Origin of the sequence: Enterobacter sp. AN-K1 (assembly GCF_020971765.1) — a bacterium.
Classification (GTDB): domain Bacteria; phylum Pseudomonadota; class Gammaproteobacteria; order Enterobacterales; family Enterobacteriaceae; genus Enterobacter; species Enterobacter hormaechei_C.
In genome coordinates this window covers 1,819,912-1,833,670 of sequence record NZ_CP087390.1, presented here as the reverse complement: position 1 = coordinate 1,833,670, position 13,759 = coordinate 1,819,912, and the positions used below count along the sequence as shown (strand labels likewise).

Below are 13,759 nucleotides of genomic sequence, written 5' to 3'. Positions count from 1 at the left end.
AATTGACGTCAGGATAACAGCAGGAATCGTACAGAACATACGGTTTTTCCTGCCGTTACCCATAAGGGGTCATAAGCCTTTCCTATTGAAAAGGCGAGAGGTTACGCTTTCAGCTGCACCTCGCCGTCCTTCACGCGGACGTCGTAGTGTTTGACCGAGAAGCTTTCATCTTCCATGCAGAGTCCGTCGGTTAAGCGGAAGCGCTGCTTTTTCAGCGGGCTGGCAACCCACAGCTCGCCCTGGTGCTCCGCAATCAGACCGCGGGAGAGCACGCTGGCCTCGAAGAACGGGTCGATATTGCTGATGGCATAGACCTGTTCATCGTGGCGAGGGCGGAAAATCGCCACCTGCTCGTTGCCCAGCAGGGCACAGACGCCGGTTGCTGGCAGAATGTCGTTAATATTGCAGATGTTTACCCACTGGCTCATGCGTTTTCCTCCACCAGCATCACCGGAATACGTTCATACGGGGTCGCTGGACGATGCTGTTCGCGCTCCGGCACCACCTGCACGTTCGGGTCGCGCTGGGTGCTGTTGATAAAGTGTTTGAAGCGCGTCTGCGCTGCTGGCGTGTTCACGGTTTCGGTCCACTCGCAGATCACCGCCTCGCGCAGGCGAGTCATCTCGGATTCCAGCTGTTCATTCAGACCCAGCTTGTCGTCGATAATGACCGACTTCAGGTAGTCGATGCCGCCTTCGAGATTATCCAGCCAGGACGCGGTACGGGTCAGCTTATCGGCGGTACGAATGTAGAACATCATGAAGCGGTCGAGGTATTTGATCAGCGTATCGCGATCGAGATCGGCGGCCAGCAGATCCGCGTGGCGAGGTTTCATCCCGCCGTTACCGCACACGTACAGGTTCCAGCCTTTCTCCGTGGCAATGATACCCACATCTTTCCCCTGTGCTTCCGCACATTCACGGGTACACCCTGAGACGCCGAACTTCATTTTGTGCGGCGTACGGATGCCTTTGTAGCGGTTTTCCAGCTCTACGCCGAAGCCCACGCTGTCGCCCACGCCGTAGCGGCACCAGGTGCTGCCCACGCAGGTTTTCGCCATGCGCAGCGCCTTGGCGTACGCGTGACCGGTTTCAAAGCCCGCTTCAATCAGCTGACGCCAGATTTCCGGCAGGTCATCTTTCTGCGCTCCGAACAGGCCGATACGCTGGGAGCCGGTGATTTTGGTGTACAGGTTAAACTCACGGGCGATACGGCCCACGGCGACCAGCCCTTCCGGGGTAATCTCCCCTCCGGCAGAACGCGGGATCACCGAGTAAGTCCCGTCTTTCTGAATATTGGCCAGGAAGTTATCGTTGGTGTCCTGAAGCGGAGTGTGTTCTGGTTTGAGCACATATTCGTTCCAGCAGGACGCCAGCAGGGAACCGACGGTTGGCTTACATACTTCACAGCCATAGCCCTGGCCGTGTTTCTCCAGCAGTTCGTCGAAGGACTTAATGCCTTCCACGCGGATCAGGTGATACAGCTCCTGGCGAGAGTAAGCGAAGTGCTCGCACAGGTTGTTGTTCACTTCAATGCCCTGTTTTGCCAGCTCGGCGTTCAGCACCTGAGTGACCAGAGGAATACAGCCGCCGCAGCCGGTCCCGGCTTTGGTTTCCGCCTTCAGCGCCGCAACGGTGTGGCAGCCTTTGTTAATGGCGGAGATCAGCATGCCTTTGGTCACGTCGAAGCAGGAACAGATTTGCGCGCTGTCCGGCAGTTTATCCACGCCGATGGACGGCTTACCGCTGGAGGCGTGCGCCGGGAGGATTAGCGCGTCCGGGTTCTCCGGCAGCTCAATGGCGTTCAGCACCAGCTGGAGCAGGTTACCGAAGTCGCTGGTATCACCCACCAGCACCGCCCCGAGCAGGGTTTTGTTGTCCTGGCTGACGATGAGACGTTTGTAGACTTCTTTGCTTTCGTCCAGATAAACATAGCTGCGGGAGTTCGGGGTGCGGCCATGCGCATCACCAATACCGCCCACGTCCACGCCCAGCAGCTTCAGCTTGGCGCTCATGTCTGCGCCGGTGAAGGCGTTTTCGCTGCCGAGGATATGGTCAACGGCGACCTGCGCCATTTTGTACCCTGGTGCAACCAGACCGTATACGCGGTTATTCCAGCTGGCGCATTCGCCGATGGCGTAGATATCCGGATCGGAGGTCTGGCAGGTATCGTTGATCATGATCCCGCCGCGCTGCGCAACGGCCAGACCGCACTGGGTGGCCAGCTTATCGCGCGGGCGAATACCGGTGGAGAAGACGATGAAATCCACTTCCAGCTCGCTGCCGTCTGCAAAGCGCATGGTTTTACGCGCTTCGGTGCCTTCCTGCACGATCTCTTTGGTGTTCTTGCTGGTGTGAACCTTCACGCCCATGCTTTCGATTTTACGGCGTAGCTGGTCGCCACCCATATGGTCCAGCTGTTCCGCCATCAGCATCGGGGCAAATTCGATGACGTGGGTTTCAACGCCGAGGTTTTTCAGCGCGCCTGCCGCTTCCAGACCCAGCAGACCACCGCCGACAACCGCGCCGCGTTTGCTTCGACGTGCGCAGGATTCAATGGCGTTGAGGTCTTCAATGGTACGGTAAACGAAGCAATCCTGGGTTTCCGACCCTTTAATAGGCGGGATCCACGGATACGAGCCCGTCGCCATGATCAGCTTATCGTAAAAAACCGTACGTCCGGCGCTGGAGTGGATCACTTTCTCCTGACGGTTGATGGTGATAGCGCGTTCGCCCACCAGCACTTTTACGCCATGCTTCTCGTAGAACCCTTCACGCACCAGAGAGAGCTCTTCGGCGGTATGGTGAGAGAAGTAGGAAGACAAGTGCACACGGTCGTACGCCTTGCGGGGTTCTTCACAGAACACGGTAATATCGAACTGCTCAGCATCGGCTTTATCGAGAAGATCCTCAATAAAGCGGTGGCCGACCATGCCGTTACCGATGATAGCGAGTCTGACTTTGCTCATTTTTGCCTCGATTTCTTTTCTATTACTGCCTACCTTAACGATTCAGCAGGGGCACTTATTGATGCAAATCAAATACGCCTTCACCTACCCCTTAGTGGGTATATCTATGATTTGTCAGGATTTTTATAAGTGACGGATATTGTTTGATTTTTGTGCTTGCTCGTTTTTCGCACAAATTTAGTGGGGTTTTTACCCATCGGCGGGAAGGGCGGGTGAGCAGGGGAAAACCCCTTTGCAGTACGCAAAGGGGTTACGGCGATTAGTGGGTAGCTGTTGCCGGGTTGTGTTGACGGTGACGGGTCACAAAGCCCAGCACGAAGCACATGATGAATACCACTGCATACAGACCGTTAGCGGTATGCAGCGCCGCCAGCGGGCCGCTGTGCGCAACAATCGGGCCCGTGACCACGAAGGTCAGCATGGTGCCGATGGTGCCGCAGGTCAGCACGAAGTTCACCAGCTTTGGCGAGGCCACTTTGGTCTGAAGAGAGCCAAGGGTGATGATCGAGGTGTAAATCGCACTGGAGAAGAAGCCCAGGGTCAGGATGAACCACGGCATATGCTCCGGGGAACCGTTGATGAACAGATACATCAGCACGGTCGCCAGACCCGCCAGAACGGTCAGGATCCGTTGCAGGTCGAAGAAGCGCAGGATAAAGCTAAACGCCCACATGCCGAACATGTAAGACATCCAGAAATCGCTCACCAGTTTACCCGCGTCGTTCAGGCTCATGCCCAGACCTTTCGCGTATTCAGGAACCCAGGAGATAAAGCCCAGCTGGCCGAGGATGTAACACAGCGCGGCGATGGAGAGGAACAGTACGCCGATACCCCATTTTTCTTTCGCAACCGGCTCGGACGTAGTCTGCGCTTTTTTGCCCAGCACCGGGAACTCGCAGCCGAAGGTGAGAACAAAGATCGCGACATAAACCAGACCAATGCAGGCGTACACCCAGTACCACTCAATGCTGCGCGCCAGAAGATACGCGGCGACCATCGGGAAAATCATCCCGGCCATGCTGAAGAAGGAGTCGGTGAACAGCAGACGCGCGCCGCGCTGGCGGCCTTCATACATGTGCGTAATCAGGAACGTACCGATCGACATGGTGATCCCGCTCACCAGGCCCAGCAGGAACATGGCGGCAGAGAAGAGGGCGATGCTGTGGCTCAGCATCAGGCCCGCCACGGCGGCAACCATCAGCACGAAGCCGAAACGCAGCTGCGTTTTCAGCGGCACGATTTCCATCAGCCAGGCATTAAGGAAAATAGAGATCAGGATCCCCGCGTTCAGGAAGGTGAAGGTGTTACTCATGCTGGAAACGGGCAGCTGGAAGTAGTCTGCGATATTTCCCATCACCATCCCGGTGACGATCACCAACGCGCCGGTCAGGGCGTAAGAGAAGAAGCTGATCCATGTGAGCTTGATGCGATTGCTGTTAGTCATGTCTGGCCTGTTAAAAGTAAAGAAAAACGCAATGACTGCGTTTGAGCGGGCAGATTTTAGTCGCGAAAGTGATCTAATTAAATCTTTTCAGAAAATTTTGAGCACAATTGCAGGTTTTAACGTGATACAGATCACATTACGTTGCGGGGTGAACAATCGTTTGCGCGGTAATAATTGTTTCAATTTGGTAAAATTAGGTAAAAGACTGGTCTGGGTTCATACTGCTCTTTAGAATCAAGCCATTCGCTTTTTATACTGCGCTTTGTTAAGGAATTCTCATGCTCAAATCAACACTGGCGGCTGTCGCAGCTGTGTTTGCTCTTTCTGCCGTTTCCCCTGCTGCGCTGGCAGCCAAAGGAGACCCTCACGTCCTGCTGACTACCTCTGCGGGGAATATTGAGCTGGAGCTGGATAGCCAGAAAGCCCCTGTTTCGGTGAAAAACTTCCTCGACTACGTGAACAGTGGTTTTTATAACAACACCACGTTCCACCGCGTGATCCCGGGCTTTATGATTCAGGGTGGCGGTTTTAACGAGCAGATGCAGCAGAAACAGCCCAACCCGCCCATCAAAAATGAAGCAGACAACGGCCTGCTGAACAAGCGCGGCACCATCTCCATGGCGCGTACGGCGGACAAAGACAGCGCCACCAGCCAGTTCTTCCTCAACGTGGCTGATAACGCCTTCCTGGACCACGGTCAGCGCGACTTTGGCTACGCGGTGTTTGGCAAAGTGGTGAAAGGCATGGACGTTGCGGATAAGATCTCTCAGGTTCAGACTCACGATGTCGGTCCATACCAGAATGTGCCGTCTAAGCCAGTCGTCATTCTCTCCGCGAAAGTGCTGCCGTAATCGTTCCCCCACACGGGCACATCTTGCCCGTGTCTTTCCACCCTCCCTGCGAAAGCGCGTTTTGCTGCTTATACTTGTGGCAAACGGACTATTCAGGGAGGCGTAGTGAAAAAACTCACCGACAAGCAAAAATCCCGTCTCTGGGAGCAACAACGTAAGGTCAATTTTCAGGCCAGCTGCCTCCTTGAAAAAGGTAAGGGTCCCGCTGAACCCGATATCGAGACGCTGGAACTGGGGCCTTCCGCACCGGGTTTACCCCATCTGTGTCTTATTCACCGCCATTTATTCCGCAACGAAATGAAAGGCGCGGGCGAGCTGCGCACCGCCGATATTTCTAAGGGCGACATTCCTTTTTGCCATTTCGAGTACATCGAGAAAGTGGGTAATGAGCTGATGGCTTCGCTGGAAAGTGATAAATATCTGGTGGGCCTTCAGAAAGCAGAGTTTACAGACAGAATCAGTCATTACTACTGTGAAATCAACATGCTACATCCGTTTATGAGCGGTAATGGCGTGGCCCAGCGGATCTTCTTTGAACAACTGGCTATTCATGCGGGCTATGTGCTGAACTGGCAGGGGATCGACCCGAACGACTGGGCTGCCGCCAACCAGAGCGGGGCGATGGGGGATTTGACAGCCCTGAACGCCATCTTTGCCAAAGTTGTGAGCGAAGCGCGGGAATCTGCGTAAAATAGGGCGGCCATTTTTTCAGGAGCCGCCATGATTCTGCTGATTGATAACTACGATTCCTTTACCTGGAACCTTTACCAGTATTTTTGTGAGCTGGGGGCAGAGGTGGTTGTCCGCCGTAACGATGAGATCGCGCTGGCTGACATTGACGCGCTGGCACCCCAGAAAATCGTGATTTCGCCGGGGCCGTGTACCCCTTCGGAGTCTGGTATCTCGCTGGAGGCGATCCGCCATTATGCGGGCAAACTGCCGATTCTGGGCGTCTGCCTGGGTCATCAGGCCATTGCGCAGGTCTTTGGCGCCACCATTGTCCGTGCCGCGAAAGTCATGCACGGCAAAACCTCTCCGGTCACGCACACCGGTACCGGCGTATTTCTGGGGCTAAACAATCCGTTAACCGTGACGCGCTACCATTCTCTGATCATTGATCCGCCGACCCTGCCGGCCTGCTTTGAGGTCACCGCCTGGAGCGAGACGCAGGAGATCATGGGCATTCGTCACCGTGAGTACGATCTGGAAGGCGTGCAGTTCCACCCGGAAAGCATTCTCAGCGAACAGGGGCACGCGCTGCTGGCCAATTTCCTTAATCGCTGAATATCTGTTGCCTTGTTGTGATTTTTTATGCATATTTTGTGATTATATTTTCACAATCAATGTAACATAAAAATGGATGGTCATGACATGGCAACTGAACAACCAGCAATTACCCGCGCGACATTCGATGAAGTGATCCTGCCGATTTATGCACCGGCTGAGTTTATCCCGGTGAAAGGGAGAGGCAGCCGCGTCTGGGATCAGCAGGGCAACGAGTATGTTGATTTCGCAGGCGGTATTGCGGTGACGGCGCTGGGCCATTGCCATCCTGCGCTGGTGGACGCGCTGAAAACGCAGGGCGAAACGCTGTGGCACACGAGCAACGTGTTCACCAACGAACCGGCGCTGCGTCTGGGGCGTAAGATCATCGATGCCACCTTCGCCGAACGCGTGCTGTTTATGAACTCCGGCACCGAAGCCAACGAAACCGCCTTTAAGCTGGCGCGCTACTACGCAACCACGCGTCATAGCCCGTACAAAACCAAAATCATCGCCTTCCATAACGCCTTCCACGGACGCTCCTTCTTTACCGTTTCCGTTGGCGGCCAGCCGAAGTATTCCGACGGCTTTGGTCCGAAACCTGCGGATATCATCCACGTGCCGTTTAACGATCTCCACGCCGTTAAAGCGGTGATGGACGATCACACCTGTGCCGTGGTGGTCGAGCCCATTCAGGGGGAAGGCGGCGTCACGGCGGCCACCCCGGAATTTCTGCAAGGGCTGCGCGAGCTGTGCGACGAGCACCAGGCGCTGCTGGTGTTTGATGAAGTGCAGTGTGGGATGGGGCGTACCGGAGACCTGTTTGCTTATATGCACTACGGCGTAACGCCGGATATTCTGACCAGCGCGAAAGCGCTCGGCGGCGGTTTCCCGGTCAGTGCGGTGCTCACCACCCAGGATATCGCTTCCGCATTTCATGTGGGCTCACACGGCTCCACCTACGGCGGTAATCCGCTGGCGTGCGCCGTGGCGGGTGCGGCGTTCGACATCATTAATACGCCGGACGTCCTGAATGGCGTGAATGCGAAACGCGACCTGTTTGTGAAACATCTCCAGCAGATTGACCAACAGTTTGATGTCTTCAGCGACATCCGCGGGATGGGGCTGCTGATCGGCGCCGAACTGAAGCCGCAGTACAAAGGCCGCGCGCGCGATTTCCTGCACGCCGCCGCGCACGAAGGCGTCATGGTGCTCAACGCCGGGCCGGACGTGATGCGCTTTGCGCCATCGCTGGTGGTGGAAGACAAAGACATCGAAGACGGATTAACCCGTTTTGCCGCGGCGGTCGCGAAGATCGTCAGCGGCTAATACGCCGTTCGTTTTAACCGGCGCGTTAACCAAATCCCGTGATGCGGGCGCTGACGCCATGCCACCGACGAAATGGTGTGCATGGTGTTCAGATGTCCGAGAACGCGCTGTAAATGCTGCTCAAGGGTGCTCATCGGCCCGTGGGTCAGCGTCTCCGGCGCTTCCAGAATGTTCGAATCCCCTGACTCGCCCGGCGCGTCATACTCCAGACGCTGCTGACAGCGCTGCAACGCAATTTCACACGACTGCAAATAGCGCTGCGCCAGATCCGGCGTCAGCATCGTGTGCTCCCGCGCCAGCGTCGTCATGGCATTGATGTGCTCGACGATAAACTGGCTGTGCGTGACCCACAGCTTCATGTCAGCCAGATAGTGCGCGTTAAAGCCCGGCTCCTGCATGGCCTGGTTAAGAGAGTTGAACAGGGCGTTATGCGCCTGGTTGACCTTCATGCGCTCGTAGGCCAACGGAGAGGGCTGCGGGTCATCGCTCAGAATAAGACGAATGGCCTGCTGGTCAGCTTCGAGCGCGTCGTGGGCGTTCTGCCTGAGCAGCCCGCTTTGCCACTGCGGCCACAGCCAGACCATGCCGCCAAAGGCGATCAGGCAGCCAATCAGCGTATCGACCAGCCGGGCAATAATAAACTGTTCCCCGTTAAGCGTGAGCAGTTGCAGGGTATACACCGCCGTCACCGTAAAGCCCACCATCGCCCAGCCGTAGTTTTTGCGGATGATCAGGTAGCTCACCATCGTGATCGCCAGCATACCGGCCAGGGTATAGCCTTCCGGCACGTGAAAGTGCAGCGTCACGCCCGCGATAATCAGCCCCGCCATCGTACCGCCCGCCCGATGCAGAATGCGCACCCGCGTGGCGCCATAGCCGTTCTGGGTGACAAACAGCACGGTCATTAAGATCCAGTAGGGTTTCGGCAGGTGCAGGGCCATTCCCATCAGGCTGGCGATGCTCAGCATCACACTGATCCGCGCGGCATTGCGCAGGGCGGAAGATTTCAGTGAAAGATAACTTTTGAGCGCGGGCAGTAGCGGCAGCCGTTTTTGCTTATCGGCCATCAGGTCCCGGGCATAAAGCGGGCGCTGGGTGCGTAACACCCGGGCGATGCGGCTGAAATGCCAGGCAGCAAATTGCCCGACCGGGTTATCCGCGTGCTGACGCGCAATCTTTTCCAGCGCGCCGAGCTGTTTGTCCATGTTAAAGCGCGTCGGGTAGCGGTGATAGAGGATATCGTCAGCCAGCACCCGTAGGCGGGCCGCGACGGTCTGCGCGTTCCAGCGGATCACCGCTTCCGCATGGCTGCGCTCCACCAGCTTTTGCACCTCTTCCGGATTATGAAGGCTGACGGAGATATGCTCCTGCAAATCCAGCCCGACCTGGAAGGTTCGCAGCAGCCGCTTGTATTCATGATTTTTGTTGGCGGCAAGCATGTGCAACTGCTGATAGCACTGGCTGATCAGATCCACCACTTTTTGCTGGCGCGCCAGCAGCGGCGGCAGGGATTTTTCCGGGTCGGTATGTTGAGTGAGCAGGGTGTATTTTGCTTCGCAGTATTCAGCAAGCTGCACGTAGAGCAGGCTCAGGGATTCGCGCAGCGGCTGTTCCCGCCACAGCCAGAACCAGAACCAGTTAAACAGCCCGTACCATAGCGTGCCGAGGGCGTAAATCAGCAATGGCTCCCACACCGGCATATTGCCCGCAAGGCTTAAGGTGAAGATGGCGGCAATCAGCGACGCGGGAAGCAGGCGGGCGTGCAGCGAGCTGATTTCGGCGGTGACGCCGAGCGTCATCGCCAGCACGGTCAGGATCAGCGGCAGAGGAATGTCGCGGGCCAGTAAGAGTTGTACGGCAAGGCTACAGCCGGCAAACAGGCAGCCGCCAATAATCAGACGTTTAAAAAAGCGTTTATGCGGCGTATCCAGACCGGCAATGTTGCAGCAGGCGGGCACAAGAGAAAACAGCAGGCCTTGCTGAAGATGTCCGAGGATCAGGCCCACGGCCACGGGAAGACACAACACCAGCGTTTGTCGCAGTGCGTAGTTAACTTCCGGGTGATAGATCAGCCTGCGCCACATGAGGAGTAGAGACAAAAACGGCGTGCCACCCTGCGGCGGCACGCCGTTTGACCGAAATTAACGGGTTCCGTAGACCACGATAGTTTTACCGTGGGCAGAGATCAGGTTCTGGTCTTCCAGCATCTTCAGGATACGGCCCACTGTTTCACGGGAGCAGCCGACGATCTGACCGATTTCCTGGCGGGTAATTTTAATTTGCATACCGTCAGGGTGGGTCATGGCGTCTGGCTGTTTCGCCAGGTTCAACAGCGTCTGCGCGATACGACCGGTCACGTCCAGGAAGGCGAGGTTACCCACCTTCTCAGAGGTCACTTGCAGACGGCGTGCCATCTGGGAAGAAAGACGCATCAGGATGTCAGGGTTGACCTGAATCAGCTGACGGAATTTCTTGTAAGAAATTTCAGCCACTTCACATGCTGTTTTTGCACGAACCCAGGCGCTACGTTCCTGGCCTTCTTCAAACAGGCCCAGTTCACCGATAAAATCGCCCTGGTTCAGATAAGAAAGGATCATCTCTTTCCCTTCTTCATCTTTGATCAGCACGGCCACCGAGCCTTTAACGATGTAATACAACGTTTCCGCTTTTTCACCCTGGTGAATCAGCGTGCTCTTTGATGGGTACTTATGAATGTGGCAATGAGACAAGAACCATTCGAGAGTCGGGTCTGTTTGCGGTTTGCCAAGCACCATGCGCTGTTATCCTCTGTTATAAGCTGTCACCAGAGTCATAAGATGCATCCGGACTCTGGGGTTGCAATCGAATTCTTACCCATACCTGGGAAGTCGGCTGTCGTAACGTTTCGCAGCCAGTAAAGTTTGATGTCCTCTGCATACATGTGTAACGTCAATGTATTACTGTAGCATCCAGAGTGTTTTAGCATAGCTTTCGCCGCGTGTCTCCTGGTGTCTCGCTTCAGCATGACGCAGGTCGCCTTCCGTTGCGAGAAATGTAACGTACACGTAATCTGTCATAAAAAATGCAACGTTGGAGTGAGTGAATATGCAAGCGCGTGTCAAATGGGTTGAAGGGTTAACGTTCCTGGGCGAGTCTGCTTCCGGGCACCAGGTTTTGATGGATGGCAACTCCGGCGATAAAGCGCCAAGCCCAATGGAAATGGTGCTGATGGCGGCGGGGGGATGCAGCGCGATCGACGTGGTGTCGATCCTGCAAAAAGGCCGTCATGACGTGACCGATTGTGAAGTGAAGCTGACGTCAGAACGTCGCGAAGAGGCGCCACGCCTGTTCACGCATATTAATCTGCACTTTATCGTCACCGGCAAAGAACTGAAGGATGCGGCGGTCTCGCGTGCGGTTGACCTGTCTGCGGAGAAATACTGCTCTGTGGCGTTAATGCTGGAGAAAGCGGTAAAAATCACCCATTCGTATGAAGTGATCGCGGCTTAATTTTTTGGCGGGTGGCGCTGCGCTGACCCGCCCTACAAAAGCACGCCCGTAGGCCGGATAAGCGAAGCGCCATCCGGCAACAGGCGTCACGCGATCTGCTTTCCTTCCATCAGCCGCTGCACCAGCGGTGTCATGATCAACTCCATTGCCAGCCCCATTTTTCCCCCGGGCACCACTAACGTATTCATGTGCGAAATAAACGAACCCTGTAGCATCGCCAGCAGCCAGGGGTAATCAATGCCTTCCAGGTTGCGGAAGTGGATCACCACAAAGCTCTCGTCCAGGGAAGGGATGCTTTTTGCAGCGAACGGGTTGGAGGTGTCCACGGTGGGGACGCGCTGGAAGTTAATGTGGGTTCGGGAGAACTGCGGCGTCAGGAAGTTGATGTAATCTTCCATGGAGCGCACCACCGAGTCCATGACCGCCTCTCGCGAATGGCCGCGCTCGCTCATGTCACGCGTCAGCTTCTGGATCCACTCAAGGTTAACAATCGGCACCACCCCCACCAGCAAATCCACGTGGCGCGCCACGTCGTGCTGAGGCGTCACCACGCCGCCGTGCAATCCTTCGTAAAACAGCACGTCAGTCGGTTCCGGCAGCGGCTGCCAGGGCGTGAACGTGCCGGGGACCTGGTTCCAGGGCACGGCTTCATCGTAGGTGTGGAGATACTTGCGGGACTGCCCGGTACCGCTTTGCCCGTATTCACGGAAGGTTTGCTCCAGCAGGCCGAAGTCATTCGCCTCCGGGCCGAAGTAGCTGATGTGTTTACCCAGATCGCGCGCTTTGCGGATGGCCATATCCATCTCCGGGCGCGTGTAGCGGTGAAAGCTGTCGCCTTCTACCTCTGCCGCCCGTAAGTTAAGCTGGGCGAAGATCTTGCGGAAGGCGAGGCTGGTGGTAGTGGTTCCCGCCCCACTCGAACCCGTAACGGCAATAACCGGATGTCTGGCAGACATAGCAACTCCCTGACTGGAAAAGTGTAAAGATCAGCCGTGAAACGCGTTGCGTGGCATGATATTGACCGTCTCATGCAGTTCGGACCATACCAGCACCACGTCGCCGCTTTTAAGCTGGCGCTTAACATCGTTGACCTTTTGTTCAAGCGAACGTTCATGTTCACCATAATCGGTGCCTTCGCGCAAGACAAAGCTTTCAATCAGATTATCGAGCGTGTCGGGAGAGAGATCCTGCCAGGGAATAATCATTATTTACCGTCCAGATAAGCCGTTAACCAGTCGGGAATACGCGTCTCAAGCCACATTTTTGGCCGACGCAGCGTGCCGCCGACAAAGCCGACGTGTCCCCCGAATTGGGTGAGCTGATACTCCACGTTGGCCGGCAGATGATCGGGCGCCGGAATCGAGTGATGATCCATAAACGGATCATCTTTGGCGTGGATAATCAGCGTAGGTTTCGTGATTTGGTTCAGTAAAGGCATGGCGCTGCACTGACGGTAATAGTCAATCGCATCGGCAAAGCCGTGAATTTTCGAGGTGATCAAATCATCAAACTCGCGCAGGCGCTTCACGCGTTTGAGCTGTTGCAGCGTCACAGGCAGCGTATCCGGATAGGCCTTCAGCTTGCGCGCGGCGTTGGCTTTCAGCAGGTTGAGCAGGTAGCGCTGGTACACTCGCGAAAACCCCTTTTCCATATGATAGCTGCACTGCTCCAGCATAAAGGGCGCAGAGACGATCACCGCCGCATCCAGCGGTACGGCGTCGCTCTCCTTCGCCAGCAGGCAGGCCAGCATATTGCCGCCCAGCGAATACCCCACCGCTGCCGTTGGCGCCTCGCCGAAATTGTCTCTTAGCCAGCGCAGGAACCATGTACCGTCCTCGGTTTCACCCGAGTGATAAATACGTTTCTGACGATTAGGCTCGCCGCTGCATCCGCGAAAATGCATCACTACCCCAAGCCAGCCGCGGGCTTTCGCCGCCTCAATGAGACCGTGTGCGTAAGGGCTGTGCAGGCTGCCTTCCAGACCGTGAAACACCACCAGACGGGGTTTATGTCTGGCCCGATCCGGATCTTCGCTCCAGGCGAGATCCAAAAAATCGCCATCCGGCAAATCCAGCCGTTGCCAGTGCGGGGTGAACTGTACCTTGCGGCGGATCAGGCGCGGCAGCATGGTTTGCAGGTGAGGGTTAGCCACACCGCGCATGGGCACGAACTCTGCGCTCTCTTCGGCTGCAATGTCGAAGTCTGAGGGAATGATTTGGGTCATAAGGGCGATGCTGATTCTTGTCAGAAATTAACTATACCTTCCGAATTGTACCCCGTTTAGCCCGTTTTTCCGAAACATGAACTGATCCCGATCACAAATATTTACCTTGATTATTACTCTCAGGCTAATGATTTGGCTCTACGCTTAATTGATGCCTTTCTCACCAGAGCGCACACTTTACTCAACGTTAA

General features: G+C 55.9%; 13 protein-coding genes. 5 read left to right on the top strand and 8 right to left on the bottom strand.

Features of this window, described 5'->3' with window-relative positions; all coding sequences use genetic code 11:
- Positions 1 to 101 precede the first annotated feature (101 nt).
- The 3 genes from nirD to tsgA all read right to left on the bottom strand — a co-directional run bounded on the left by nirD (position 102) and on the right by tsgA (position 4,412).
- Positions 102 to 428: a nitrite reductase small subunit NirD gene (gene nirD, locus LOC22_RS08910; protein ID WP_015571429.1), complete on the bottom strand. Its 327-nt coding sequence runs from the start codon at positions 426 to 428 to the stop codon at positions 102 to 104.
- Positions 425 to 2,968 (bottom strand): nitrite reductase large subunit NirB, encoded by a 2,544-nt coding sequence (nirB, locus tag LOC22_RS08905; protein ID WP_017384160.1) that lies wholly within the window; start codon positions 2,966 to 2,968, stop codon positions 425 to 427. The genes nirD and nirB overlap by 4 nt, the downstream gene beginning before the upstream one ends.
- 259 nt (positions 2,969 to 3,227) lie before the next feature.
- Complete coding sequence (tsgA, locus tag LOC22_RS08900) at positions 3,228 to 4,412, bottom strand: MFS transporter TsgA (RefSeq protein WP_045338486.1); 1,185 nt, start codon at positions 4,410 to 4,412, stop codon at positions 3,228 to 3,230.
- Between the two features lie 278 nt (positions 4,413 to 4,690).
- Between tsgA and ppiA the strand changes: the two genes are divergently transcribed.
- The 4 genes from ppiA to argD all read left to right on the top strand — a co-directional run bounded on the left by ppiA (position 4,691) and on the right by argD (position 7,855).
- The gene (gene ppiA, locus LOC22_RS08895; RefSeq protein WP_000920483.1) at positions 4,691 to 5,263 is read left to right on the top strand and encodes a peptidylprolyl isomerase A; all 573 of its coding nucleotides are present in this window, start codon (positions 4,691 to 4,693) and stop codon (positions 5,261 to 5,263) included.
- Between the two features lie 105 nt (positions 5,264 to 5,368).
- Positions 5,369 to 5,953: a putative adenosine monophosphate-protein transferase Fic gene (locus LOC22_RS08890; RefSeq protein WP_023295530.1), complete on the top strand. Its 585-nt coding sequence runs from the start codon at positions 5,369 to 5,371 to the stop codon at positions 5,951 to 5,953.
- Positions 5,954 to 5,983: 30 nt separating this feature from the next.
- A complete protein-coding gene (gene pabA, locus LOC22_RS08885) occupies positions 5,984 to 6,547 on the top strand; it encodes an aminodeoxychorismate synthase component 2 (RefSeq protein ID WP_017384162.1) in 564 nt (187 codons plus the stop codon).
- Positions 6,548 to 6,634: 87 nt separating this feature from the next.
- The gene (argD, locus tag LOC22_RS08880) at positions 6,635 to 7,855 is read left to right on the top strand and encodes a bifunctional acetylornithine/succinyldiaminopimelate transaminase (protein ID WP_023295528.1); all 1,221 of its coding nucleotides are present in this window, start codon (positions 6,635 to 6,637) and stop codon (positions 7,853 to 7,855) included.
- On the opposite strand, the gene LOC22_RS08875 is transcribed toward argD, so the two are convergent.
- Positions 7,852 to 9,939: a YccS/YhfK family putative transporter gene (locus LOC22_RS08875; protein WP_039269627.1), complete on the bottom strand. Its 2,088-nt coding sequence runs from the start codon at positions 9,937 to 9,939 to the stop codon at positions 7,852 to 7,854. The two genes, argD and LOC22_RS08875, sit on opposite strands and share 4 nt — an antisense overlap.
- Positions 9,940 to 9,996: 57 nt before the next feature.
- A complete protein-coding gene (gene crp, locus LOC22_RS08870; RefSeq protein ID WP_000242758.1) occupies positions 9,997 to 10,629 on the bottom strand; it encodes a cAMP-activated global transcriptional regulator CRP in 633 nt (210 codons plus the stop codon).
- Positions 10,630 to 10,939: 310 nt separating this feature from the next.
- Between crp and LOC22_RS08865 the strand changes: the two genes are divergently transcribed.
- On the top strand, positions 10,940 to 11,344 hold the full coding sequence (locus LOC22_RS08865) for an OsmC family protein (RefSeq protein ID WP_015571423.1): 405 nt from the start codon (positions 10,940 to 10,942) through the stop codon (positions 11,342 to 11,344).
- Between the two features lie 86 nt (positions 11,345 to 11,430).
- Here LOC22_RS08865 and LOC22_RS08860 read toward each other — a convergent pair whose 3' ends face one another.
- Genes LOC22_RS08860 through LOC22_RS08850 form a run of 3 tightly spaced genes read right to left on the bottom strand, consistent with a single transcriptional unit; the run spans position 11,431 to position 13,568 of the window.
- On the bottom strand, positions 11,431 to 12,300 hold the full coding sequence (locus LOC22_RS08860) for a phosphoribulokinase (RefSeq protein ID WP_003861663.1): 870 nt from the start codon (positions 12,298 to 12,300) through the stop codon (positions 11,431 to 11,433).
- 30 nt (positions 12,301 to 12,330) lie between these two features.
- Positions 12,331 to 12,549, bottom strand: a complete 219-nt coding sequence (locus tag LOC22_RS08855) for a YheU family protein (RefSeq protein WP_014171926.1) — start codon at positions 12,547 to 12,549, stop codon at positions 12,331 to 12,333.
- On the bottom strand, positions 12,549 to 13,568 hold the full coding sequence (locus tag LOC22_RS08850; protein WP_017693875.1) for a hydrolase: 1,020 nt from the start codon (positions 13,566 to 13,568) through the stop codon (positions 12,549 to 12,551). Before LOC22_RS08850 ends, LOC22_RS08855 begins: the two co-directional genes overlap by 1 nt.
- Positions 13,569 to 13,759 lie beyond the last annotated feature (191 nt).

Bases quoted from the DNA above. Each gene is read 5' to 3' on its own strand.
- LOC22_RS08855 (WP_014171926.1), bottom strand. From the start codon at position 12,549: ATGATTATTCCCTGGCAGGATCTCTCTCCCGACACGCTCGATAATCTG.
- tsgA (WP_045338486.1), bottom strand. From the start codon at position 4,412: ATGACTAACAGCAATCGCATCAAGCTCACATGGATCAGCTTCTTCTCT.
- LOC22_RS08875 (WP_039269627.1), bottom strand. From the start codon at position 9,939: ATGTGGCGCAGGCTGATCTATCACCCGGAAGTTAACTACGCACTGCGA.
- crp (WP_000242758.1), bottom strand. From the start codon at position 10,629: ATGGTGCTTGGCAAACCGCAAACAGACCCGACTCTCGAATGGTTCTTG.
- nirD (WP_015571429.1), bottom strand. From the start codon at position 428: ATGAGCCAGTGGGTAAACATCTGCAATATTAACGACATTCTGCCAGCA.
- LOC22_RS08850 (WP_017693875.1), bottom strand. From the start codon at position 13,568: ATGACCCAAATCATTCCCTCAGACTTCGACATTGCAGCCGAAGAGAGC.
- ppiA (WP_000920483.1), top strand. From the start codon at position 4,691: ATGCTCAAATCAACACTGGCGGCTGTCGCAGCTGTGTTTGCTCTTTCT.
- LOC22_RS08865 (WP_015571423.1), top strand. From the start codon at position 10,940: ATGCAAGCGCGTGTCAAATGGGTTGAAGGGTTAACGTTCCTGGGCGAG.
- LOC22_RS08860 (WP_003861663.1), bottom strand. From the start codon at position 12,300: ATGTCTGCCAGACATCCGGTTATTGCCGTTACGGGTTCGAGTGGGGCG.
- argD (WP_023295528.1), top strand. From the start codon at position 6,635: ATGGCAACTGAACAACCAGCAATTACCCGCGCGACATTCGATGAAGTG.
- nirB (WP_017384160.1), bottom strand. From the start codon at position 2,968: ATGAGCAAAGTCAGACTCGCTATCATCGGTAACGGCATGGTCGGCCAC.
- pabA (WP_017384162.1), top strand. From the start codon at position 5,984: ATGATTCTGCTGATTGATAACTACGATTCCTTTACCTGGAACCTTTAC.